Genomic DNA, 22,058 nt, shown 5'->3' on the forward strand with positions numbered 1-22,058 from the left:
GATGTTGTTTTCTTAAGATTCAACATAGCCAACATTTTTGTTGACCGTCTTATAAGCAGTCGATATCGTAGCGACTAACCTTTCCCTACCCTGAGGAGATCGCAATGCGTTACGGTTTGGTGATTGCTTTAATATTATCCACGGCTTCCCTTGCTCAGGCACAAGCCCCTTTCGGGCCGCCTGTTTCCGGCCGCCCAGGCGAGCTACCGGCTGCCGCCAACCCGTTTGCTGAAGGTTCTCGCGACCGATCCATTCCCCAAACAAAAGTCGTTTGGGTTGGCCCAACAGCTGAGATCGATCAGAAGCTACGGGAGAAAATGACCCAAGAGACGAAGATTCAGTTCATCGACACACCGCTCGAAGATGTCGTTAACTATTTAGAAGCATTGCATGGCTTCAACATTGTGGTTAGCCCCAAAGTCCCGCAGTCGGAAGACTTGCTGATCTCGCTTAATATCGAGGGGCTCCGTTTCGACTCAACTCTTAGTTACATGCTGGAAGAACACGACCTCGACTGGTACATCGAAGGGGAAATCTTGGTGGTTACCACCACCGCAGACGCTAACGCCCGGATGTCGCTGCGAGCCTATCCACTGCGTAGCATCGACGGCGCAAAGCTAGTGGAAATCCTCGAAGCAACCGTTGCCCCCGACACTTGGAAAGCCAACAGAGAGCATGGACAGCTTAAATTGGAGGAGAAGCACAATACCTTGCTGGTTTGGCAAAACAGGCGTGGGCACGAACTGGTGGAAGCCACCATCAACGTCTTCTTAAAGCATGAGCTCTAGCGTGTTCTCGCATACAATCCGCTATATCAATTCGATCTGATAACCAAGCACCCTAGCGCAGCGTTCCACTAACGGACGCATTGCGGCCTCGTGCTCTGCAGAAACGTAACCAATGAAGATGCCGTCGTTAGGCTTCACGGTGAATTGTAAGTAGTCTTCCGAAACGGCATCCTCCGCGATCTTCACTTGAATTGCCCGGTCCTGGCAAGCGACTTGAAAGTCGATGACTTCCTGCGGCGCTTTCAACTCAACAAGCTTGGCGATAATCGCGGCCACGACGTCCGAGCCTTCGTCTCGATCAATCGCCGTGTAATCAAATTCTTCTCTCAGCCGTCTAAAGACTTCCTCCGGATCGAGATAGGAAGCCCCGTCCGCAGGTGACAGAATATGGGCCATGGTTGTCCAAATTGGTTGCTGGCGAATTTACTAAACAGTAACTATTCCTCATAAATGTATCATATATGCGAATAGGGTTTCCAGTAATTAGCGAGTCGGAACAAGAGCAATTCCCTTCAATTGCAGACCCCCTGAAACGACGAAATTTCCCTTGATACATCAACATTCGCTACCCAGCTTCACCAAACATATATCGCACCAGAATTATTGATATCTGCGCTCGTAATCCAACATACAACAGGCCGATTTACCACGAATCCGGGGCTTCCGTTGGTCACCCCTATTGGATTGATGGCGCAGACCTCAATAAAGCTCTCCTGGGCACGATCGTCGGGCATGCCATGCTCAAATGAAAGCAACTGCCTGCGGCAAAAATTGGTGCTGCACTGATAGCCTGGGCGAGAATACTTCGACCATTTCGTTGGCGGAATCTCTGGAATGCGATAGCCTGACGGAGGAAACGCTACCCTTCTTGCTTCTCTCAAGGATCTCTAGCCATGCGACATGCTTATACTTGGGCCATTTTACTTGTGACATTATCCACAGGGTCTGCTTGGGCCCAATCAAGCGGCGGTTTCGGCACGATGGACTCTGGCATAGGAGAAGTCAGTCCTGGAGGAGGCTTCGGCGCAGAGTATGGCGGAGGCTTTGGTTATGGCACTATGGGCCCAACCGACTATCACGGCATTCATGCCTATCGCGAAAACCCCAACGACGGTGGCAAGTTGCAAGTGATTTGGACCGGCCCTGAAGCTGCCAAGAGCCAAGCAATTTACGAACGCCTGTCCCAGGAAGAATCGAAGCTTCGGTTCATCGATACGCCACTTGAAGAAGTAGCGGAATATCTGAAACGGCTGCATAACGTGTCGATCTTGCTCGACCTGGAAGAGCTTAAAAAGAACAAACTCGATCACGAACTACCAATAACCATCGACATCACCGACCAATCGGCACAAGTCGCACTCGACCTACTATGCGACCGCTATCACCTGGGCTGGTACGTTGAAAAAGGGGTGCTGATGATTACCACGCAAGAAGATGCCGAACGACATTCCTCGGTCAGGATCTACAAGCTTCATCAACTAAATGCCAATGGGGTCGTCACCATTGTCACTAAGATGGTACAGCCAAAATCATGGGCAACAAACGACGGGGATGCCGATATCGTAGCGATCGCCGATCGACAAATGCTGGTCATTCGCCAGAACCGCGCCGCCCATGCCGAGATCGAAACGCTGCTGAAATCACTGGAAGCAGCGAAGTAACCCACTCACCGCTGGCTTAAAATTTAACCTCTTCGCCCCCAGCTCGGCTTCCCATTGCGCCCCACACGCCGTAAGGGCTGGCGAGAGGCGTCTGTTCGTAGTCGCCTTGCCGGGGAGGTGCGTGAGTTAGATCTCCGGTATCGATTGAGTCACTAATGGGACGAACCGAGCCATCCAGGAAGGCGACGTTTACCATATCTGGGTGAAAGCTGCCGGCGGAATAGAGCCCGTCGACGGCATCGTTGTCCCCGACTGCACAGTTGGGACTGTTCGGTGGAAGAATGGTATTGAACAGCCCAGGCCCAGCCGCCCCATCAGCCCAGTTGTAACCGCGACCTTGCGGATGCAGGCGAATACCATCGCGATAATACGCCTGACGCCGTCCGAGCGTCTTCAAGCATTGCGATGGATCACCTAACAAGCTGGTGGGCATCTGCGTGACGACTTGCCCAGGCGCATATCGCTCGTTGGCAGTGGCGATTTCCCCCATGGCAATCGTATGGGCCATCCCATCGGTGCAGTCATCGAATTTGGTATACAACCCGGGAGCAAACATACCGCGAGCCGTCTTCAGGCTATGAATCTCGCTGGCGATGTCGCCAATGCAAAACGCATAGTTCACCGGTCCAAATCCCGTTTGTGGGTCTGGGGCGGAAGGACAGATCGCGAAGGAATAACGGCGATGCCAAGGAGGGAAATCCTTATCCCAAGGAACGGGTCCCATGTCGGGATAACGATTACCATGAACAAAAGTAGGATCGAAGATTTCAAAAACCGAGCTTGAAGCTTCCATCATACTGCTCATCGAAACGATTCCGTTAAGCCGATTCTCATTTCCCCCGACGCCAGTGCCACCCATTGCCGAGGGAAAACTCCGTTTGAAGTTGGAGTCATAATAATTATGAACGGCAAGCAGCAGCTGCTTGAGATTGTTCTGACATTCTATCTGCCGGGCCTTTTCTCTGGCTTGAGAGATCGCCGAAATCAGCGGCAACAGCAACACACCGATCAGAAAGATCGCAGCGAACAACACTCTTAACGAGTAACCGGCCCTGCGTTGCATTCGACTGCGGCTAAAATCCATCCGTCACATCTCCCCCAGCTCGGCTTCCAATCGCGCCCCACACGCCGTAAGGATTGCTTCCCTCGTTCTTCGGTTTCACCACCGGCGATAACAGTTCGCCGGTGTCGATCTCGTTGGTAATAAACGTTACCGAACCGTCGCCAAACACAGCGTTCGCGCCGCCTGGGTGATAGCTGGCCACGGAGTAAATCCCGTCGACCGCTTCTATCCCACGGACAGCGCAGCTGGGACTGTTGGGGGGCAAAAGGGTGTTGAATAACGCTGGCCCGGCAGTGCCGTCGCTCCACTGATATCCGCGGCCATACTTATGGAGTGCGACCTCCGCCGGATAAGCTTCCTCGCCGCCAGCCACCTTCAAGCAAAGTGCTGGGTTCTCCAGCATTTCGCGCGGTTGATTGATTGCGAAGTTACCACCCAGTCGCCGATCGAGCGCCGTCTCGACTTCGCTCATCATAATCGTATTGGCCGCTCCATCTTTAACATCGCTGAATTTCGTAAAATGCCCCGGGGCGAACATGCCGCGCGGACTAGTTTGATCGGCGATCGGCGAGGCGATATCCCCTAAGGAAAAAACATAGTTCACCGGCGACCAATCAAGCTCTGGTTCGATATTCGATGGACATTCCAGCGCAACCAGCTTCACTTGCCACGGCTCGTACTCCTTCACCCAAGGCGCCGGTCCCATGGCAGGGTACGTCTGCTCGCCATAGGTTTGCGGGACCGAAATTGTTTCCCACAAGTTTTGCTGCTCCAAGCACGGCAGAAGCGCGACCAGCCCGCTGAGGCGACCTTGATTGCTCTCGACGTCGCTGCCTCCTTCCGTGCCACCAGCGCAGTTTGGAAATGATCCGTGCGTATCGTGATAGCTGTGCAGGGCAAGGCCCAACTGCTTTAGGTTATTCCAGCACTGCATGCGGCGGGCTGCTTCTCGCGCGCGTCGCTGGGCTGGAAGGAGCAAAAACAGCAAGGCCGCAATGATGAAAATCACCACAAGCAGCTCCACCAGTGTGAAGCCAGTTGTTCGCCTTTGTTCGCAGAGCCTCATGAGGTTGCCTCCATCAAGTTACGTTCAACCAACGCCGACTTTCTCGTTCGCTGCTGACGATATCGCCATACTTCGTACACCAACAACGGGACCAGCCAACTAAGCCAGGCATTCACCTGGTACGCTTCAACCGATTCGCTTTCCGTCACAATCAGCGTGCCAGAGATCAGTCGAAAGATCAGAGGCGAGATCAGCAGCACGAAGCAGCGGGTGGCCCAGATTTGATGGATCGCGATTTTCTTTATCATCGCGTACCTGGCCGCCAAGGCCGCGGTGATTCCGGTGGCGATCGATTGCAAAGCGAACCCGCTGCCTGCGATCGGCCCGGAGAACGCCCAGGCGGCCATGATCAATCCGCTGGGGACAATCACCACCAAGACCAACAGCACTTGCAACTTACCGAGGCGGCGATGCAGCTTGTGATAGGTTTTGCGTTTACCGCTGAACATCAAATAGGCGGCCAGCAAAAGGGTGAATGGCCCGGCGATAATGTGGGCGTAGAACGCAGGGGGATAAATGCCACGGAAGCTTTGCTCGCGACCAATCAAGAAAGCAGAATCGAAATTGGGCGGGAAATAGTCGCCATATTGCAGCACGATCGATACGACGACCTTCGCCCCCAGCAGCGTTACCGCTGCCCAGGCAAGCATCTTGAGCATTGCCAATCGACGTGCCGGCCCATGCGCCTTCACCCGCCGCACTCCTGATGTGAGATAAGAGATTCAAAGAAGAGCAGGGGGAACGCAACCAAGGTGGGTTCGTCTGCCCCACCTTAGAGGATACCTGATCGAAGATGTCGCGTCGATGAAATTGTGGGTCGACAATCGCTTCTGTTGAAAACGTCAAATCCACACCTGCCCTGACACGCAAGGGCAGGGCACCGGTTTGTTGATTCTGCTTAGTGAGCGATCAGTTGCTTATCGGCGTCGGGCTTGTCGTGAATGGCGAAGCGGTTGACCATGTGGGCGCTGGCTTCGTTCAAGCCGATGATTTCAACTTCGACTTCCTTCTGGCGATACTTGACCACCACCTTATCGAGCGCCCCGATCGCGGTGATATCCCAGAAGTGGGCATCGGAGACGTCGATGTGAACTTTCTCGAGCTCTTCGTGGTAATCGAATGAGTCAACAAAGCGATCCGCCGAAGCGAAGAAGACCTGGCCAACCACGTTGTAGGTCTTGGTCGGCAGCTCTTCGTGCGCGATTCCATCGACTTCCAAAATCCGTCCGATTTTATGGGCGAAGAAGAAGCCTGACAGCAGCACGCCGACCAGCACCCCTTGGGCCAAGTCGCCGGTTACCACCACCACAACTACCGTGCTGACCATCACCGCGCTCGAGCTTTTCGGATGCAGGATCAGGTTCTTCAGCGATTGCCATTTGAAGGTACTGATCGAAACCATGATCATCACCGCAACGAGCGCGGCCATTGGGATCATCGACACGTACGGCCCGAGGAACACGACCAAGATCAACAGAAACACGCCAGCACACAGCGTCGACAAACGGCCACGTCCACCAGACTTCACGTTGATGACCGACTGGCCAATCATCGCACAGCCTGCCATGCCGCCAAAGAAGCCAGAAACGATATTCGAGATCCCTTGCCCCACGCACTCTTGGTTCTTATTGCTGGGGGTGTCGGTCATTTCGTCGACAATTTGGGAAGTCATCAACGATTCGAGCAAACCAACCATGGCCAAGGTAACGGAAACCGGGAAAATGATTTGCAGCGTTTCCCAGGTCCACGGAATCTCAGGCATAAGGAACATTGGCAAGCTGTCCGGCAGATGCCCCATGTCGCCGACGGTATTGATTTGGAAACCAAAGCCAACCGATACGGCGGTCAACGCACAAATGGCAATCAGTGGTGAGGGCACCGCTTTGGTCACGTAAGGGAAGAGGTAAATGATTGCCAAACCAGCGGCCACCATCGCATATACCACCCACACCGACGGCACCTTATACAGTTCCGGCATTTGCGCCCAGAAGATCAGAATTGCCAACGCATTCACAAACCCGGTCACGACCGACTTCGAGACAAATCGCATTAACACAGCAGCTTTGCAATAGCCGGCGATCACTTGCAACACGCCAGCCAGAATCGAAGCCGCCAAGAGATATTGCAGCCCGTGGTCTTTCACCAGGTCGACCATCACCAAGGCCATTGCCCCAGTTGCGGCTGAGATCATCGCTGGCCGGCCACCGACGAAAGCCGAGACCGTCGCAATACAAAACGCCGCGTATAAGCCGACCTTCGGATCGACCCCAGCGATAATCGAAAACGCGATTGCTTCGGGAATAAGAGCCAGGGCTACGACCAGCCCAGAGAGAATGTCCTTAGGAACATTCGAGAACCATTGTTGGCGCAGAGATTCCATCTGTACTTTCTTAATCATGCGTCGTCAGATCTATTCAGGTAGGGAGGTTAGGCGGGAAAATATTCCCGGCCCAGCAAAGGAAACGTCAAGCAAAACGCGACGTTGTTCAGCGGAGAAACAGAGAACTCACCTCCTGCCGAAAAGCAGCGGACAAACCACCTCAAAACAAGATGATCACCCGTTAGCTTGGGATTTCAGGGGATGAATTTCACGCTGAGAGAAAACAGCTTACACCGGTCAGATTTCCATTATGCAGTAATTTAGCAGCTTGTATGGCAGCCATCTTACCACAGAAGCCAATTAATCGATAGACAGAATTTGGCTCGCTTTTTCTTTTTCAGCCCATCCGTGGGGTGCGTACTTAGCCAGAGATCGTGCGGGCCTGGCCGGCAGCAACCCGCTGCCCTTGGCGAACGTAGCCCCAATGGCCCAGACCGTGGGGATCGAACTGCACGTACATATCGTCGAGACGGTACGAACGAATCGTCAGCGAGCGGGTATCTTCCGAGACTTCCAGCTGGCTTTCTCCTTGATCGCGACGGACCAGCAATTGCTGAACGTTCGGATCTTCAAACAACTCTGCTTCGTCGGGCACGATAGAAAACAAACAGTCCCCCTCCAAATCACCTGGCGGAAGAGCGCAGAGAATGAAGCCGAGATGCTTCGATCCATCAAGGGTTTGCAGGACGATGGCTTTCATGACGAGATGCTTTCCTTAGGCACAAATTCTCGACATCGGCAAACCTCAGCAAAAAAACTGTCAGCTGGCCTGCGACAGTAGATTGGCCAACCGATGTGATTCGATTTATTCTAGTTACGCGTCCTGTACTTTCTAGCCGCATTGCACGTTTCCCGCTACGATTGGCAACGGAGCGATCATCGCTACCTATCCTTTCCTCTCCCAAGCGGCTTGACGGATGACTTTCGCTGAACAACCCACCCGAGAACTGTTGGCTGAGCATGTGGCTAAACTAGCCGGCTCGATTGGGCCGCGCATTTTAGCTAAGCCTGAATCGATTGAAGCCACCGTCGCCTACATTCGAGATCAATGGGAAAACATGGGCTACCAGGTGCGCGAGGAAGCGTACCAGGCCAGCGATGGACCGGCCAAAAACCTGATTGTTGAAATCTCCGGCAAACACCCTAGCTCGAAGGTAATCGTGCTCGGGGCTCACTACGATACCGTCGCGCAGTCCCCAGGAGCGGACGATAACGCCTCGGCCGTAGCCGTCCTGCTGGAGGCCAGTCGTTTACTGAAAAACCAAACGCCGCGGCACACCATGCGGTTCGTAGCGTTTGCCTGCGAAGAGGCTCCCTACATGAGCCTCGATTCGATGGGGAGCCAACATCACGCCCGCCAAGCGAAACAACGGAACGAACAAATTCAGATGCTGTGTTTAGAAATGGTAGGCTACTTCCGCGACGAACCGAACTCGCAGAAAGTTCCTCCCACGATTCCCAAGTTTCTTCACCGACTCTTCCCTCAGAAAGGCAACTTCCTTGCAGCGGTCGGCAACTTAGCTTCCTGGCGATTGAACTGGGCATTTCGTCGTGGCTTCAAGCAAGCAACTAAGCTGCGGCTGTTTTCCATCAACTTGCCCGAGAAAGTCCAAGAGATTCGCCGGAGCGACAACAGTTCGTTCTGGGACCAAGGGTACCCAGCCCTGATGCTGACCGACACCAGTTTCTTGCGAAACCCGCACTACCATCAACCGAGCGACACACCAGAGACGCTCGACTACGACCGTATGACTCAAGTGGCCTTGGGGGTTGTCGGTGCGATGCGACGCATGAGCAAGTAGCTTGTGCGGCTAGTCGATCCGACTGCGCACATCTTCGACCGTCGCCAACCACTTGTCGAAGTCGTCCGTCTCTTGCCACGCCCGCTTCAAGTCACATTCGTCCGAAACGATTCGCTGCAACGCCTGTTTGGCCAGAGGCACAAGAGGTGCAATCGGCAAATGCTTGTGTTGGCTCACCCAAGCAGAAAGATCGTCGAGCGGGGCTTCTTGCAACCCAGGTCGACCTCGCAAATGGGCGATTGCTTCACAGGCCGCCAATGCCTCACTCGCACTGTACGAATCGATGAAGTCGCCAGACTCAACCACACTTTGCAGTGGGGCCTGAATCGGCGACAAATCGTCGCTAGCAAATAGTTCCACCTGCCAATCGCAAGCAGCATCATTATCAAAGATTTCGTATCCCCAGGCACCCATCGCACAAGGGCCTCCTATCGTATTGGCAAAGCACCGAACCAAAATACGATCTCATTGCAATTTGCACAATGCGGGTAGAAGATTGGGAATAATTCTTTGCGCATTTTGGAATAATTCGTAGTCAATGGAGACAGACTTCTATCGCGACTACGGCAAAGATAACGAATACAGCGATCACCCCCCTCCTGCCGAACGGCACTACGCTGGGCACTACCAATCCACCCACCAGGCAAAGCACCGCTGCGTCAAAAAGAGTCGCCGCTCCCGCGCTGAGCCTCCATTAATTGGATGTGTGCTTGTTTTTGCTGCGAATTGTAAGGAGGCGAAATTACTGACGCTTTCGGTTGACCAATTTCAACCACCGGACGAAGTTGCCCCTGCCACGTCAGAATAAAATCTCGATTCCGGAGGTAACGCAGTTGCTTGTCTTGCACATGAATCCACTCGCGTGGGCTACCAGGCTCGCTGCGTAACTGGGGCAAAAAACTGTGTCCGTCAATCGGCTTAGAGGGCAACGGTGCCCCAGTTAGTTCCACCAATGTTGGCAACAGATCGGAAAGATCGATCAAATCGTCGTTCACCTTGCCAGCAGCGATCACCCCTGGCCAATTCGCAATCAATGGAACCCTTGTTCCCGCGTCGGTCATCGTTCCCTTTCCGCCAGGCACGTTGCGTGTCACGGTTCCGTTGCTCCAACGAGAGACAACCCGACGATCGGTTCCATTATCGGCGACAAACAGAACCAACGTGTTCTCACGCAGCTTTAGTTCTTCCAATGTCGCCACCAGTTGCCCCACTTGTTTGTCGAGATACGCGACCATGTCAGGCATGTACTTCCGATCACCATCGCCGGTGGCCGGTTGCAAATCGTCTTTGCTATCGGGGGTTGGCTCCCACGGATAATGGGGCAACAGGGCCGTGTAATATACGAGAAACGGCTGGTCCTGATGCCGTCGCATAAAGTCGCACAGAAAAGCCACATTCACATCAGGACCATACTTCCCTTTAAGCTCTGTCTGCAGCACCTTTCCGTTTTGTCGCATGGTGGGGTCGGCGTAGCGAGATGTCTTTTTTCCTTCATGAAAGATTTGCCACATTTGATACTCATCGAATCCATGTGCCGGAACCGTATCGCGCTCGTGCAGAAAACTGACTTGCCATTTTCCAGCGATCGCCGTGGCATAGCCAGCTTGTTTCAGCAAGGTGGCGAAACTGGTTTCTTGAGTCGGGTCGAGGAACTCGCGATGGTTCTCAGGCTGATAGATAACGCGTTTGATACCGTTACGAAAAGGATAACGGCCTGTCAGCAGTTGAGCTCGGGAAGGGGAACAAAGGGGATTCGAGAAACAATGTGTGAACCGCATTCCCTTCTCTGCCAAGGCATCGATATTGGGCGTCTGATACGAAAGCCCACCGTACGCTTGGACACCCTCTAAGCCGAGGTCATCCGCGACAATCACCACAACGTTTGGCAGCCGCTCGGCAGCTTGACCAGGCAAAACGAGCACCGCCCAAACAAGCAAGGCCAGCACGGTTGACACTCGCAACATGACAGAGAACTCCACAAACAAAGAGAAGTGCAGGGCACACAAAATCGATCACCTCGCTTCAGCTTAGTCCTTCATGCAACCAAAAGAAACCGTTTCAATTCGGCTGATCGCAGAGTGGACGCCGGAAGAAAAACGAATTATCTTGAGGACATTGCTTTCCCGCCTCATTCCGCCCCCCTCGCCCAATCTGGGTTTCTTTTCAGGACGTTGCCATGCGGATTTCGATTTTGCTGCATGCTTACTTAATGGTTACCGCAGGTTTAGTTTTCGCCTTCTTGGGCGTGGCGTCTCTCGCTGCTGCTGAACCACCGTTCAATGCTTCACGTTTGGAAGTAACCACACTAGCGACGGACCTAAAGCAGCCGATGGAATTGGCGATCGCTAACGATGGACGAATCTTCTATATCGAAATCCAAGGTGCCCTGAAAGTCTTCGACCCGCACACGAACCAAACGACGCTGGTTGGCGAAGTGGAAGTTACCACCGCGCAAGAGAATGGGTTGATCGGCCTAGCCCTCGATCCGAATTTCGATCGCAATGGATGGGTGTATCTGCAGTATTCACCTCCGAACTTCGAAGGCCAACACGTCAGCCGCTTCACACTGGTAGACGGCAAACTCGACAACGCTTCCGAGAAGCGATTGCTGAAGTACGAGGAACAACGGAAAGATTGTTGCCATCACGCAGGCTCGCTTGAGTTTGGCCCAGATGGTTGCCTGTATATTGGCACCGGGGACAACACCAATCCGTTTGGCGATAGCCAGGGATATGCCCCGATCGACGAAAGAGAAGGCCGTTTCTTCTTCGATGCTCAAGCAACCGCCGCCAATACCAACGACCACAACGGCAAGGTCTTGCGAATTCGTCCGACGCCGGAAGGAACCGCCGAAATCCCAGCAGGGAATCTCTTTCCACCAGATAGCAACCAGGGCAAGCCAGAGATTTACGTCATGGGATGCCGCAATCCGTGGCGGATCAGCATCGATCAGAAAACCGGCTATTTATATTGGGGTGATGTCGGCCCTGATGCTGGAGGAGAAAGCCCCCGTGGACCTCGCGGTTATGACGAAGTCAATCAAGCTCGCCAGGCCGGCAACTTCGGCTGGCCTTATTTCATTGCCAACAATCTCCCCTACCATGACGTTGATTTGGCAACCGGCAAAGTCGGCGACAAATTTGATCCGGCGGCACCGATCAACGAGTCGGTCAACAACACCGGCATGCGTGAATTACCGCCAGCGAACGAAGCATTCATCTTCTACCCTGCCGCCAATTCCGACACCTTTCCAGAACTAGGCTCTGGCGGCCGCACGGCATGCGCCGGCCCCGTTTACTACTACGATGCCGCTAACCCCAGCCAGACCAAGTTCCCACCGCATTTCGATCGCACGCTGTTCATCTACGAATGGTCACGCCACTGGATCATGGCCGTCCACTTAACGGAAGACTCGCAGATTGCCAGCATCGAACCGTTCCTGCCTAACCATCGCTTCGTCCGCCCTGTCGATATGCAATTTGGCCCCGACGGAGCGTTATACCTGCTTGAATACGGCGAAACTTGGGGCGTAAACGACGACGCCAAACTGGTTCGCATCGATTATGTAAGAGGCAACCGCGCTCCTGTTGCCGTTGCTGCTACCGAGAACAACACTGGTCGCCAACCGCTGCCGGTGAAACTCTCTAGCGTCGGCTCCTTTGATAAAGATGGCGACACACTTACTTACCAGTGGCGTGCCTTTCGGGCTGGAGAAGAGCAGACTCAGCCTGTCATCCTATCTCAAGATGCCAACCCGGAAGTTGTCTTCCAAGAACCTGGCGTCTTCCATGTGGAGCTGAAGGTCACCGATCCTACCGGCGCCACCGCGATCGCCTCGGTCCCGGTAATCGTTGGTAATGCTCGCCCCAGCGTGACGTTCATTTCACCGCAACCTGGCGATTTCTTCGACTCGCCAGCGCAGATTCACTACCAGTTGCAAGTCGACGACCAGGAGGACGGCACTTCGGATTTCGAAACGGCTGATGCCACCGGTGCCGCCGAAATCGACCTGGAAGCACCTCGTCGAACGGCCTTGAATTTAACCATCGGTAGCGGCAGTATTCCACGCGACGGCAAGCAGGATGTCAACGATTCCGATCCTGTGGGACTGCAATTGATGAAGAAAAGCGATTGCTTCAATTGCCACGCCGTCGACAGCGTCCGGGTCGGCCCGCCCTTTTTGAAAGTCGCCGAGAAGTATCGCGGGCAAGACCACGCTTTAGATGCTTCGATCAAGCGTGTCCGCGAAGGCTCGACCGGCATCTGGGGCAAGGTTCCGATGCTCCCCCATAGCCAGCATTCCCTCGACGAGATTCAAGAGATGGTTAGTTGGGTTTACTCGTTAGAACCGAACAGCGCTGTCCGCGTATTCGATGGCCTGGTAGGGGACATCAAACTTACCCCTGAGGAAGTCGACAAGGCAGGCTACCTTCAACTGGAAGCAAACTACCGCGACCTTGGCGCCGGCGAAATACCTTCCCTGGTCGGCACTTCCCAGATCTATCTCCGCAAGAGAAAAGTCGAGGCCGAAGCAGCCGACGAGATCGGGGGCCCCCAAACGCTGGGTGGGCATAAAGCTTCTGGCGGAAATTTCCTTGGCGCCATCAACCACCAACACTTCGCCCGTTTCAACCAAATCCCCCTCGATCAAGTCGGTGCGATTACCTTCCGAGTCACATCGGCCGGGGCAGGGGGGCAAATCGAAGTTCATCTTGACGCAATCGATGGCCCTATCATCGCCACAGCTCAGGTCAACGTGAACGGTAGCTGGGAAGACTTCTACGACGTGACAGAAAAAATCGCACCACAAATGGGACGCCATGACATCTTTGTGGTGTTCAAGAACCCACAAAACCAAGGTGGGCTGATGAACCTAGACAGCGTGACCTTCCAACCACCAGCTTACCTTACCGATATCAAAAACAGCTCGGAATGATCGATGCATGATCGGCCGTTTTACCGAACTCTTCTGCCAAGCGGGCAGGCACACCCGCAATGTCAATAGCTATTATTTACTCAAAATAATAACATTTAAACATTGACACCGATCTACTCTACGGCAATAAGTGTATATAGAGATCTCTGGCACTAACCCCACCTCTGTCAAAATCTCCGGCGAACTCCGTTTTCATCCTTGAAGCGTGTTTCCGAATTACTTCGGATTTGATCGATTCGCCCCTTTTCCTTGCCTTTCCCACCCTTCTTTTGACTCCATCATTATTGGGAGAATTTCACATGCTCCGAGGTCCTACTTGCGCACAGTCAGAGCGCCAAGGTTTTACCCTTGTTGAGTTGCTGGTGGTCATTGCGATCATTGGCGTCTTGATTGCCTTATTACTTCCTGCTGTTCAACAAGCTCGCGAAGCGGCTCGTCGGTCGCAATGCATTAACAACCTGAAACAGCTTGGCCTTGCCTCACACAATCGCCACGACACCTTTAAAGAATTTCCTGCTGCGTTGTACAACACCAACAACGGAAATGCAGGCAACAACGAACTCGATCAACTTGGCCCGAACTGGGTTGTTTTCTTGTTGCCCCAACTTGAGCAGAACGCCCTTTACGAGCTATTCCAAGTGAACCCCAATGCGACAACAACTGCCACCATGTGGAACATGAACGCTACGGTGCCAACGAGCAATGGTAACACTTCTAACACGACCCTCGCTCGTAGCCAAGAGATCCCCGGGCTTCTCTGTCCATCCGATCGGGGCAACAACTTGATGTACAACAGTACGGTCAGCAATGTGGGCAACAACTGGGGACGCGGCAACTACGCAGCGAACGGTGGTTTTGGTGCATGGTGGGTTGATGGTGAAATGCGTACTCCCAACACTTATTCGAAGTCCATCAACTCGGACGGAGCATTTACGGTGAACAAAGGACGCAATATGTCCGCATTCACCGATGGTACATCCAACTCGATCTTGATGGCTGAAGTTCGTATTGGCGAAACGGCAACGGATCAGCGCGGTGTCTGGGCGATGGGCGTTGCTGGCTCTAGCGTGCTAAGCCTTTATTCTCAAGGCGACTGCTACGGCCCGAATGACAAGAACGCGAATTCGGATGACGTTTACGATTGTCAAGACATGGCCAACGGTAAGGGTGGCTGCTGGGAGAATTGCCCCAGCACACAAGCCACAGCACGTTCGCTTCACCCAGGGGTTGTTAACGTTGTTTACGCCGATGGCAGTGTGAGCAGCATCCCTGATAGCGTAAGCCAACCGGTCTGGGCAATGATGGGCGCCATCCGCGATGCCCAGGTCTTCGAGCGACCATAGCCCCTTCACGACGTCGTTGCTCTTCGTTTCTATGTGGCGAGCGGAGACTGTTCCGCTCGCCAAGTTCGTTTCAATCAATGCCCAGAGCAAGCGTCTTCTTTCGAGGAGGCTTGGCTGATGTGCTACGTGCTGCTCTCTCTTGCCGCCGAGCACCAGCCCCTTTGGCTTGCGTTTTCCATTCTTGAAAGGTTCCTGAAGTGATTCTAAAGTTCGCAAATCTTGGAATCCTCGCCGCCGCCCTCTTTTTGATCGCTGGCTGCGAAAAGACTGATCCCCTGATCCAGGGAAAGCTCACCAATGACGGCCAAGCTCTTCAAGTTAGCGAAAAGGGAGATATTCAAGTTGAGTTCGTCCAAGACGGAACTGGACAGTCATACCTGGCCAGTGTTAAACCAGATGGCAGCTACGAACTGACGGTTCCCCCTGGCGATTACAAAGTTGCCATCCAACAGCTCGACCCCTATCCCAACGTCGACAAACTGAAGGGCAAATTCAGCCAGAAAAAGACTCCGATCAAAAAGAAGCTAGAGGGTGGCGAAACGTTCGATATTGAATTGAGCGAGTATGCCAAATAGATTCAAAATCACCCGCTGGGGGCTACCCCTTGTCGTGGTTTTAGCAGCGTGTGTTTACTGGCTGCCGGGGTGGTCTTCGTATCCCCAGCCAAATCCTGAGCTGACGCAATTCGTCTCGCATGCCCCCAAGCTGCCTATCGTGTTCACTTCTCGGACTCAGGCCGCCAGCTTGCGTGCTGCGGCCGATTCCGGAGAAGAGTTCATCTATCCTGGCAAGCGATTGTGGCAAGCCAGCGAAGGCCGACTGCGTCTCCTGACGCCTGCAGGCCAGGTCAGCGAATTGACTTGGGGCAAGCGTTTACCGGACGGCAGCACGCTAATCGATGTGATGAGTCCCAGCATTTCGCCTGATGGCACCAAGATTGTCTTCGCTGGGCGCAAAGCAGAGCCAGACCCTGGCCACTTTCGGCTTTATGAAATCGGGCTCGATGGCCAAGGACTCAGGCAACTAACTGGCAATCAAGGCGACCCTGGCTGCACCCAGGTTCCACCGCTGCGTTATGCTTCCGATGGCAAGACGTTGCTCTCGGACGAGGAACGCCGGAGTATTGATTTTGATGACATCGATCCCACTTACGCACCCGGCGGGCACATTATTTTTGCCTCGAGCAGGACTCCCGACTTGGGTCGCGGGCACGCAAGGCGCAGTACAACGCTGTGGATCATGAAGGAAGACGGTAGCGAAAAGAAGCCGTTATCCGCGAATCGGAACAACGATCGCTGGCCCTGGATCGCCGACAATGGCTATGTGATCTTCAGTCTTTGGAGCCGCAACCAAGAAGTGGTTTCCGCTGATAGACACGACATCGTTGCCTACCAACCCGGGATGCAACCAACGACACTTCCGACAGATGCTTGGATCGCCGCGCATATCGAACCCAACGCCGATTACTTCGGCACGATCCTAAAACTGCGCGAGCCGGTCTGGCGAACTCGCACGCTCATGAACGGCAATTATGCCTTCATGACTCCGCTTGAGAACCAACCGCCACAAGAGTCAGATCGCCGGCGGCTAACAATTGCTCAAGCAGCTCCTGGCAGTGTTACAAATGCTCCGAGCTCACTTCACAGCGGCGATACGCTTCCGGAATCGTTTACAGAACTTGTAACGTGGGGCCCGCATCGCGATTCCGAAGGAAAAGAGCTGGAATTGGCCTGCCCAAGTCCATGCCCACCCAACAAGCTCGTCTTCGCCGCCGCGACCTTCGATGAAGCAGGTCAACGAGATGACCGCCGCTTTGGTTTAGCCATGGCCGACGACCAATGGCCCACCCATGCTAACGGATCGGTCACTGCGAAAGAAATCAACTTTACCGAGCTATTCAACGATCCGAACTTTGTTGATGCCGAACCAGTGGCAGTCTACCCGCGCGAGATCGACTATCACTACGTATCCCTCGAACAAAGCAATCATGTGGCAACCATCGAATTAGCTTCCGGCGAATCGGTAACCGGCCCGACTGCCACCGTACGCAACTCCGATATTTTCCGCCAGAATAACCAAGATGCACCTGGCCAAACTACCAGATTCACGAGCGCGACAACGCCCACATTTCCGGCACCGCCTGAAGACTTGATTGAAATGATTCGCATCTATGCTTCGCACCGTGATCGTTTCGATGACCCAGACAATCCCCGGGTGAAAGGAGGCTTGGAGCTTATCCTTGAAACGCCCGTCAAGCAGAGAGCCTTTGAGATCCGCGTACCGTGCGGAGCCCCAACCGTTCTGGCAGGCTTCGATCATGACGGAAAAGTCGCATTGTGGCCTGGGCATTCCAATGAATCGAGCGAGCAGCGTTCGCGCTTTCTCGCGTTCGCAGGCGACCACTATAGCGGTGCCCGCCCCGGCTTCACCCACTCCTGCACCGGCTGCCATACCGGTCATAGCGGCACGCCTACGCTGCGCCTGCCTGCGCAGCAATAGACTGCCGTAAAAGAATCCTCTTAAGCAACCTGAGGCCACTTCTTGCCGAGGGCTTTTTTCTGGTGCTCGGTTAGCTCTTTGATGCCGGACTTGGCGAGTTTTAGTAGCTTGCCAAGTTCGTCTTCGCTGAAGGTGGCTTCTTCGCCGGTTCCTTGGATCTCGATGAACTTACCGCTACCGGTCATCACCACGTTCATATCGACCGTCGCGGCAAAGTCTTCGACGTAGTCCAGGTCCAAGACAGGCGATCCGTTGACAATGCCAACGCTGATTGCGGCCAGGCTGTCTTTAAAGATCGAGCGTTTGGGGTCCGGCAGTTCGATGGTGTTGATCGCGTCGACCAACGCCACAAACGCACCGGTAATGCTGGCCGTACGCGTGCCACCGTCGGCATCTAGCACATCGCAGTCGACCGTGATCATCTGTTCGCCCAACGCTTCCAAATCGACTACCGCCCGCAGGCTGCGGCCAATCAGCCGCTGAATCTCAGTCGTGCGGCCATCCACCTTCCGCGACTTCCGCGTGGGCGTGCTGCCGGGCAGCATGTTGTACTCGGCCGTAACCCAGCCTTTTTCGCTTCCTTTAAGCCACGGCGGCACAGACGATTCGACGCTGGCCGTACACAACACGGTGGTGGTGCCTGCTTGAATCAGCACACTTCCAGCAGCGTTCTTGGTGTAGCGGCGTTTGATCTTCAAAGGACGAAGCTGTGCCGCAGTGCGACCATCGTGACGTGCCATGAGGGTTCCTTGGTGTGGAATCGAAGTTGTGAGTGAGAGAGCAGAGACCTTGCCACAGAGATCAAAAGGCTTGTCGGTCGAAAAAAATTCGTGTGCCCCGGGCAAGATGCCCGGGGCACACGATGTTGATTTATGCCATATCCGGTATGTGGCAACTCCCTCTCTGCCCTCTTGGTAGGAAAAGAGTGTATTTATCCTACCGAGATCTTATCGACCGCTTCGGTTAGCAGCCAGACGAGCAAACCCTTTTGGGCGTGCATGCGGTTGCCGGCCTGTTCGACAATGCGGCTAGTCGGGCAGTCCATCACTTCGTCGGTCACTTCCTGGCCCCGCTTGGCTGGCAAGCAGTGCAAGAAGATGGCCCCTTTCTCAGCGGCACGCATCAACTTGCCGTTCACCTGGAAATCGGCGAAGTCCGCTTCGCGTTTGGCTTGCTCTGCTTCCTGTCCCATGCTGGCCCAGACGTCGGTATAAATTGCACACGCGCCGCTGACCGCTTCGACAGGGTCGCTGGTTTGCTCGATCTTGGCCCCAGGGGCATGCTTCTCGATTCGTGCGAGGAACTCAGGTTCAATCTCGTAACCCTTTGGTGCCGCAATCGAAAACGTCATGCCTGTTTTGGCACATGCCAACGCCAAGCTGCGCGAAACGTTGTTGCCATCGCCTATGAAGGTCAGCTTCTTGCCGGCCAGCGTGCCAAACTCTTCCTCGATGGTCATCAAATCGGCCAGTGCTTGGCAGGGGTGGCACAAGTCGGTCAGACCGTTGATGATCACACTGCTGGCATACTTGGCCAACGTTTCGACCTTTTCGTGCGACTTGGCCCGGCAGACAATCACGTCTAGATATTGGCCAATCACGCGGCTGAAATCTTGCGGCGCTTCGCGTTTGCCCCAGCCAACGTCTTCCCCCAGAAACAGGCTGCTGCCGCCTAGCTGGGCCATCCCCGCTTCAAAGCTCACTCGTGTTCGCAGCGAAGGTTTCTCAAACAACAGCCCAGCCACTTTGCCTTGCAAGATAGGCTCGCGGACGTCCGATTTCAAACGAGCTTTGAGTTGATTGGCAAGTTCGAAGATTCGCTTTAGTTCGTCATCGGAAACGTCAAATAGGCTCAAGAAATGTCGCATGGAAACGATCTCACGAATGGAATGACGGGCGCGTTGGCCCTTTGAGGATAAGGGGAGGTTACTCTGCCGAAGTTGGCAGATTTTTCAGCACGTCGGCCAGGATGTCGCACCCGTGGTGGACCTCTTCCTCGCTGATGTTCATCGCCGGAAGAAGGCGAATCACACGACCTTGAGTGCAGTTGATGAGAAGGTGTTTTTCGAGACAGGCTTTTACCACGGGAGCTCCTTCAACGGAAAGCTCTAGACCGATCATCAAACCAGCGATGCGTACGTCCTGAATCAGATCGCATTCTTCTTTCAGGGCGTTCAGCCGCTCGCGGAAGATTTCGCTGACGACCTTGGCCTTTTCTAGCAGGCCATCTCGTTCGATCTGCTCGATCGCGGCGATCCCGGCTCGGGCGGCAATGGGGTTGCCACCAAAGGTTGCAGCATGCATGCCAGGCTTCATGCTGGCGGCAATCTCAGGCGTTGTCAGCAACGCCCCGCCAGCGATTCCACCGCAGAGGCTTTTGGCCAACGTCATAATATCAGGCTGAACACCAAAGTGCTGGTAACCGAACCATTCGCCTGTTCGACCGCAACCGGTTTGCACTTCGTCGAAGATCAACAACAAGTTGTTCTCGTCGGCGATCTTGCGCAGCCCAGCCAGAAAACCTTCGGGCGGCAGCTTCACGCCACCTTCCCCTTGGATTGGCTCGATCATGATCGCACAGGTATGCTCATCCACCAAATCGCGCACCGCTTCTAAATCGCCGTGCGGGGCATAGGTGAAGCCAGCCATCATCGGGCCAATCCCCAGGTGATACTTGGGCTGAGCGGTGGCGGTCACGGCTCCATAGGTTCGCCCATGAAAACCACCCAAGAAAGTGATGATCTTGTACTTTTCGTCCGGCGTGTGCAGCCGAGCCAGCTTGATAGCGGCTTCGTTTGCTTCGGCACCGCTGTTGCAAAAGAACGCTTGACCACCAAAACTTCGATCGGAAAGCAGCTTAGCCCACTGTCCCTGGACATCCATGTGCCACGAGTTGGGCACATGAATCAGCTTGGCTACTTGATCCTGCACGGCCTGCACGACCATCTCGGGGCAATGCCCCAGCAGGTTGCAGCCCCAGCCAGGAAACAAGTCGAGATACTCGTTTCCTTCCGCATCCCAGATTTTCGAACCTTCACCGCGAACCAGATTCACCGGGTAACGAATGTAGTTAGGGACAACGTACTTTTGAAAAAGCTGGACGGTGTCCGCAGAGCTGAGTTGCTCTTGTCCGGCGGAAGCATCAGTCGTCGACATCGCACGTTCTCCTAAACCACTTCTTTCCCGGAATGAGAAAGTCAAAGGACAGCAGCAACCAGGGCGAAGGTTCGCGGGGAATTTCGCTTAAAGCACGATTTCCGTTCCCACCCCGGTATTGGTGTAAATTTCCAAAAGTAACGAGTGACGCAAGCGGCCATCGATGATGTGGATCTTGCTGACACCACGCTCGAGCGTTTCCAGACACGCTTCCACTTTGGGAATCATGCCGGAAGCGATTTGGCCGGTCTTGATCATCTCGCGGGCTTTTTCGCGGTTCAATGAATGAACCAGCGTGTTGGGGTCGTCCTTGTCGAGGCGAACACCATTAACGTCGGACAAAAAGACCAGCTTCTCTGCTCCCAGCGCCTCGGCCACGGCATTGGCGGCGGTGTCGGCGTTGACATTTAGCTTTTGCTCGGTCGCTTTGTCGATGCACATGCTGGGGATGATCGGCACCTGACCGGCATAGCACAGGTTTTCGATCGTGGCACGATCGACTTCCGTTACGGTGCCCACGTGCCCCAGGTCGATCTCTTCGCCGTTTTCGCCAGGCAAGGTCATGCGTTCGCCAAACAGCACACACTGGGGATCGAGATTCAAGCTCATCGCGCGGCCGCCAATGTCTTCGATCTCTTGCGTGATGTGGCGACACACTTTACCGGCCAAAACTTCCTCGACGATCTTCAAGGTCGCATCGTCCGTATAACGGCGACCTTGGATGAAGTGAGGTTCGATCTTGGCTTCGGCCATGGCGCGACTGATTGCAGCACCCCCACCATGAATAACGACCGGACGCATGCCGACCGTTTCCATGAAGACAATATCAATCAGGCAGTGGCGCAGCGCGTCTGGATTTTCCATGACGCTTCCGCCCAACTTGATGACCGTAACTTTATTGCGGAAGCGGCGGATCCATCCCAAGGCTTCGATCAGGACGTCCGCTTTTTCAATGGCATCTCTCAATGATTGCTCTCTCTCGCTGGAGCGAACTCCACAGGGGCGTACCAGGACGAACCTTCGGGGCAACTGCGGAAGCGACTCGAACTGAAAAACCCTAGTCGAGGGCCCAAGGTCCAGGAAAACCCAACATTTTACGGTTCGGCAAATCTGTCTGTCAACGCAAAAGCCGCTCCGATTTCGACTTAAAGCCATAGTAGATGAAGAGCTGGTTAAAGATTGATCTACGGGATAAAGAAGAACGAAGCTTCACCACAGATCGAACATCGCTGCCAATGCAATCGCAGGAGATACAAACGCGCACTGCAGAATCACCAGAGCTTCTAACTCGCACTAACTGTCCTCAGGGCGATCTGGCTGCCGGAAAGCCGCAATCTCCCTTAATCACCACCGAGATCATGCCTT

The 22,058-nt window shown here is 54.2% G+C and carries 19 protein-coding genes; 7 read left to right on the top strand and 12 right to left on the bottom strand.

Annotation, left to right across the window (positions count from 1 at the left end; translation table 11 throughout):
• Positions 1-104 precede the first annotated feature (104 nt).
• Complete coding sequence (locus DTL42_RS24765) at positions 105-788, top strand: hypothetical protein (RefSeq protein ID WP_114373383.1); 684 nt, start codon at positions 105-107, stop codon at positions 786-788.
• 21 nt (positions 789-809) lie between these two features.
• On the opposite strand, the gene DTL42_RS24770 is transcribed toward DTL42_RS24765, so the two are convergent.
• Positions 810-1,184, bottom strand: coding sequence for a hypothetical protein (locus DTL42_RS24770; RefSeq protein ID WP_114373385.1), 375 nt, complete (start codon positions 1,182-1,184; stop codon positions 810-812).
• A 497-nt stretch (positions 1,185-1,681) separates the two neighbouring features.
• Between DTL42_RS24770 and DTL42_RS24775 the strand changes: the two genes are divergently transcribed.
• Positions 1,682-2,449 carry a hypothetical protein gene (locus tag DTL42_RS24775; RefSeq protein ID WP_114373387.1) on the top strand — a complete coding sequence of 256 codons (768 nt, stop codon included), beginning with the start codon at positions 1,682-1,684 and terminating at the stop codon, positions 2,447-2,449.
• A 16-nt stretch (positions 2,450-2,465) separates the two neighbouring features.
• Here the strand turns inward: DTL42_RS24775 and DTL42_RS24780 are convergent, their stop codons facing one another.
• The 5 genes from DTL42_RS24780 to DTL42_RS24800 form a co-directional block, all read right to left on the bottom strand.
• Entirely contained in the window at positions 2,466-3,533 is a 1,068-nt protein-coding gene (locus DTL42_RS24780; RefSeq protein ID WP_114373389.1) for a DUF1559 domain-containing protein, read from the bottom strand.
• On the bottom strand, positions 3,523-4,578 hold the full coding sequence (locus DTL42_RS24785) for a DUF1559 domain-containing protein (protein WP_114373391.1): 1,056 nt from the start codon (positions 4,576-4,578) through the stop codon (positions 3,523-3,525). The genes DTL42_RS24780 and DTL42_RS24785 overlap by 11 nt, the downstream gene beginning before the upstream one ends.
• Positions 4,575-5,270, bottom strand: coding sequence for a DUF2306 domain-containing protein (locus tag DTL42_RS24790; protein ID WP_114373394.1), 696 nt, complete (start codon positions 5,268-5,270; stop codon positions 4,575-4,577). Before DTL42_RS24790 ends, DTL42_RS24785 begins: the two co-directional genes overlap by 4 nt.
• A 206-nt stretch (positions 5,271-5,476) precedes the next feature.
• Positions 5,477-6,958: a SulP family inorganic anion transporter gene (locus tag DTL42_RS24795; RefSeq protein ID WP_114373396.1), complete on the bottom strand. Its 1,482-nt coding sequence runs from the start codon at positions 6,956-6,958 to the stop codon at positions 5,477-5,479.
• Positions 6,959-7,319: 361 nt separating this feature from the next.
• Positions 7,320-7,658, bottom strand: a complete 339-nt coding sequence (locus DTL42_RS24800; protein ID WP_114373398.1) for a hypothetical protein — start codon at positions 7,656-7,658, stop codon at positions 7,320-7,322.
• A 217-nt stretch (positions 7,659-7,875) separates the two neighbouring features.
• Between DTL42_RS24800 and DTL42_RS24805 the strand changes: the two genes are divergently transcribed.
• On the top strand, positions 7,876-8,760 hold the full coding sequence (locus tag DTL42_RS24805) for a M28 family metallopeptidase (protein WP_114373401.1): 885 nt from the start codon (positions 7,876-7,878) through the stop codon (positions 8,758-8,760).
• 9 nt (positions 8,761-8,769) lie between these two features.
• On the opposite strand, the gene DTL42_RS24810 is transcribed toward DTL42_RS24805, so the two are convergent.
• Positions 8,770-9,174, bottom strand: coding sequence for a DUF4259 domain-containing protein (locus DTL42_RS24810; protein WP_114373403.1), 405 nt, complete (start codon positions 9,172-9,174; stop codon positions 8,770-8,772).
• A 245-nt stretch (positions 9,175-9,419) separates the two neighbouring features.
• A complete protein-coding gene (locus DTL42_RS24815; RefSeq protein ID WP_114373405.1) occupies positions 9,420-10,724 on the bottom strand; it encodes a sulfatase-like hydrolase/transferase in 1,305 nt (434 codons plus the stop codon).
• Positions 10,725-10,936: 212 nt separating this feature from the next.
• Between DTL42_RS24815 and DTL42_RS24820 the strand changes: the two genes are divergently transcribed.
• From DTL42_RS24820 to DTL42_RS24835, 4 genes are all read left to right on the top strand, one after another.
• Positions 10,937-13,696, top strand: a complete 2,760-nt coding sequence (locus DTL42_RS24820; RefSeq protein WP_114373407.1) for a PQQ-dependent sugar dehydrogenase — start codon at positions 10,937-10,939, stop codon at positions 13,694-13,696.
• 299 nt (positions 13,697-13,995) lie between these two features.
• Positions 13,996-15,039: a DUF1559 domain-containing protein gene (locus DTL42_RS24825; protein WP_114373940.1), complete on the top strand. Its 1,044-nt coding sequence runs from the start codon at positions 13,996-13,998 to the stop codon at positions 15,037-15,039.
• Positions 15,040-15,236: 197 nt separating this feature from the next.
• On the top strand, positions 15,237-15,614 hold the full coding sequence (locus DTL42_RS24830; protein ID WP_114373410.1) for a DUF3823 domain-containing protein: 378 nt from the start codon (positions 15,237-15,239) through the stop codon (positions 15,612-15,614).
• A complete protein-coding gene (locus DTL42_RS24835) occupies positions 15,604-17,538 on the top strand; it encodes a hypothetical protein (protein WP_114373412.1) in 1,935 nt (644 codons plus the stop codon). Before DTL42_RS24830 ends, DTL42_RS24835 begins: the two co-directional genes overlap by 11 nt.
• A gap of 20 nt (positions 17,539-17,558) precedes the next feature.
• Here DTL42_RS24835 and rph read toward each other — a convergent pair whose 3' ends face one another.
• The 4 genes from rph to argB all read right to left on the bottom strand — a co-directional run bounded on the left by rph (position 17,559) and on the right by argB (position 21,659).
• Positions 17,559-18,278 carry a ribonuclease PH gene (gene rph / locus DTL42_RS24840; protein WP_114373414.1) on the bottom strand — a complete coding sequence of 240 codons (720 nt, stop codon included), beginning with the start codon at positions 18,276-18,278 and terminating at the stop codon, positions 17,559-17,561.
• Between the two features lie 191 nt (positions 18,279-18,469).
• A complete protein-coding gene (gene argF, locus DTL42_RS24845; RefSeq protein ID WP_114373417.1) occupies positions 18,470-19,405 on the bottom strand; it encodes an ornithine carbamoyltransferase in 936 nt (311 codons plus the stop codon).
• A 58-nt stretch (positions 19,406-19,463) separates the two neighbouring features.
• Positions 19,464-20,693: an aspartate aminotransferase family protein gene (locus DTL42_RS24850; RefSeq protein ID WP_114373420.1), complete on the bottom strand. Its 1,230-nt coding sequence runs from the start codon at positions 20,691-20,693 to the stop codon at positions 19,464-19,466.
• Between the two features lie 87 nt (positions 20,694-20,780).
• Positions 20,781-21,659 carry an acetylglutamate kinase gene (argB, locus tag DTL42_RS24855; RefSeq protein ID WP_114373422.1) on the bottom strand — a complete coding sequence of 293 codons (879 nt, stop codon included), beginning with the start codon at positions 21,657-21,659 and terminating at the stop codon, positions 20,781-20,783.
• Positions 21,660-22,058: the final 399 nt, after the last annotated feature.

Origin of the sequence: Bremerella cremea (assembly GCF_003335505.1) — a bacterium.
GTDB lineage: Bacteria > Planctomycetota > Planctomycetia > Pirellulales > Pirellulaceae > Bremerella > Bremerella cremea_A.

What these genes read in the sequence shown, in the direction of transcription:
- DTL42_RS24765 (WP_114373383.1), top strand. Translation starts at nt 105, where the DNA reads ATGCGTTACGGTTTGGTGATTGCTTTAATATTATCCACGGCTTCCCTT.
- DTL42_RS24770 (WP_114373385.1), bottom strand. Translation starts at nt 1,184, where the DNA reads ATGGCCCATATTCTGTCACCTGCGGACGGGGCTTCCTATCTCGATCCG.
- DTL42_RS24775 (WP_114373387.1), top strand. Translation starts at nt 1,682, where the DNA reads ATGCGACATGCTTATACTTGGGCCATTTTACTTGTGACATTATCCACA.
- DTL42_RS24780 (WP_114373389.1), bottom strand. Translation starts at nt 3,533, where the DNA reads ATGGATTTTAGCCGCAGTCGAATGCAACGCAGGGCCGGTTACTCGTTA.
- DTL42_RS24785 (WP_114373391.1), bottom strand. Translation starts at nt 4,578, where the DNA reads ATGAGGCTCTGCGAACAAAGGCGAACAACTGGCTTCACACTGGTGGAG.
- DTL42_RS24795 (WP_114373396.1), bottom strand. Translation starts at nt 6,958, where the DNA reads ATGGAATCTCTGCGCCAACAATGGTTCTCGAATGTTCCTAAGGACATT.
- DTL42_RS24800 (WP_114373398.1), bottom strand. Translation starts at nt 7,658, where the DNA reads ATGAAAGCCATCGTCCTGCAAACCCTTGATGGATCGAAGCATCTCGGC.
- DTL42_RS24805 (WP_114373401.1), top strand. Translation starts at nt 7,876, where the DNA reads ATGACTTTCGCTGAACAACCCACCCGAGAACTGTTGGCTGAGCATGTG.
- DTL42_RS24810 (WP_114373403.1), bottom strand. Translation starts at nt 9,174, where the DNA reads ATGGGTGCCTGGGGATACGAAATCTTTGATAATGATGCTGCTTGCGAT.
- DTL42_RS24815 (WP_114373405.1), bottom strand. Translation starts at nt 10,724, where the DNA reads ATGTTGCGAGTGTCAACCGTGCTGGCCTTGCTTGTTTGGGCGGTGCTC.
- DTL42_RS24820 (WP_114373407.1), top strand. Translation starts at nt 10,937, where the DNA reads ATGCGGATTTCGATTTTGCTGCATGCTTACTTAATGGTTACCGCAGGT.
- DTL42_RS24825 (WP_114373940.1), top strand. Translation starts at nt 13,996, where the DNA reads ATGCTCCGAGGTCCTACTTGCGCACAGTCAGAGCGCCAAGGTTTTACC.
- DTL42_RS24835 (WP_114373412.1), top strand. Translation starts at nt 15,604, where the DNA reads ATGCCAAATAGATTCAAAATCACCCGCTGGGGGCTACCCCTTGTCGTG.
- rph (WP_114373414.1), bottom strand. Translation starts at nt 18,278, where the DNA reads ATGGCACGTCACGATGGTCGCACTGCGGCACAGCTTCGTCCTTTGAAG.
- argF (WP_114373417.1), bottom strand. Translation starts at nt 19,405, where the DNA reads ATGCGACATTTCTTGAGCCTATTTGACGTTTCCGATGACGAACTAAAG.
- DTL42_RS24850 (WP_114373420.1), bottom strand. Translation starts at nt 20,693, where the DNA reads ATGTCGACGACTGATGCTTCCGCCGGACAAGAGCAACTCAGCTCTGCG.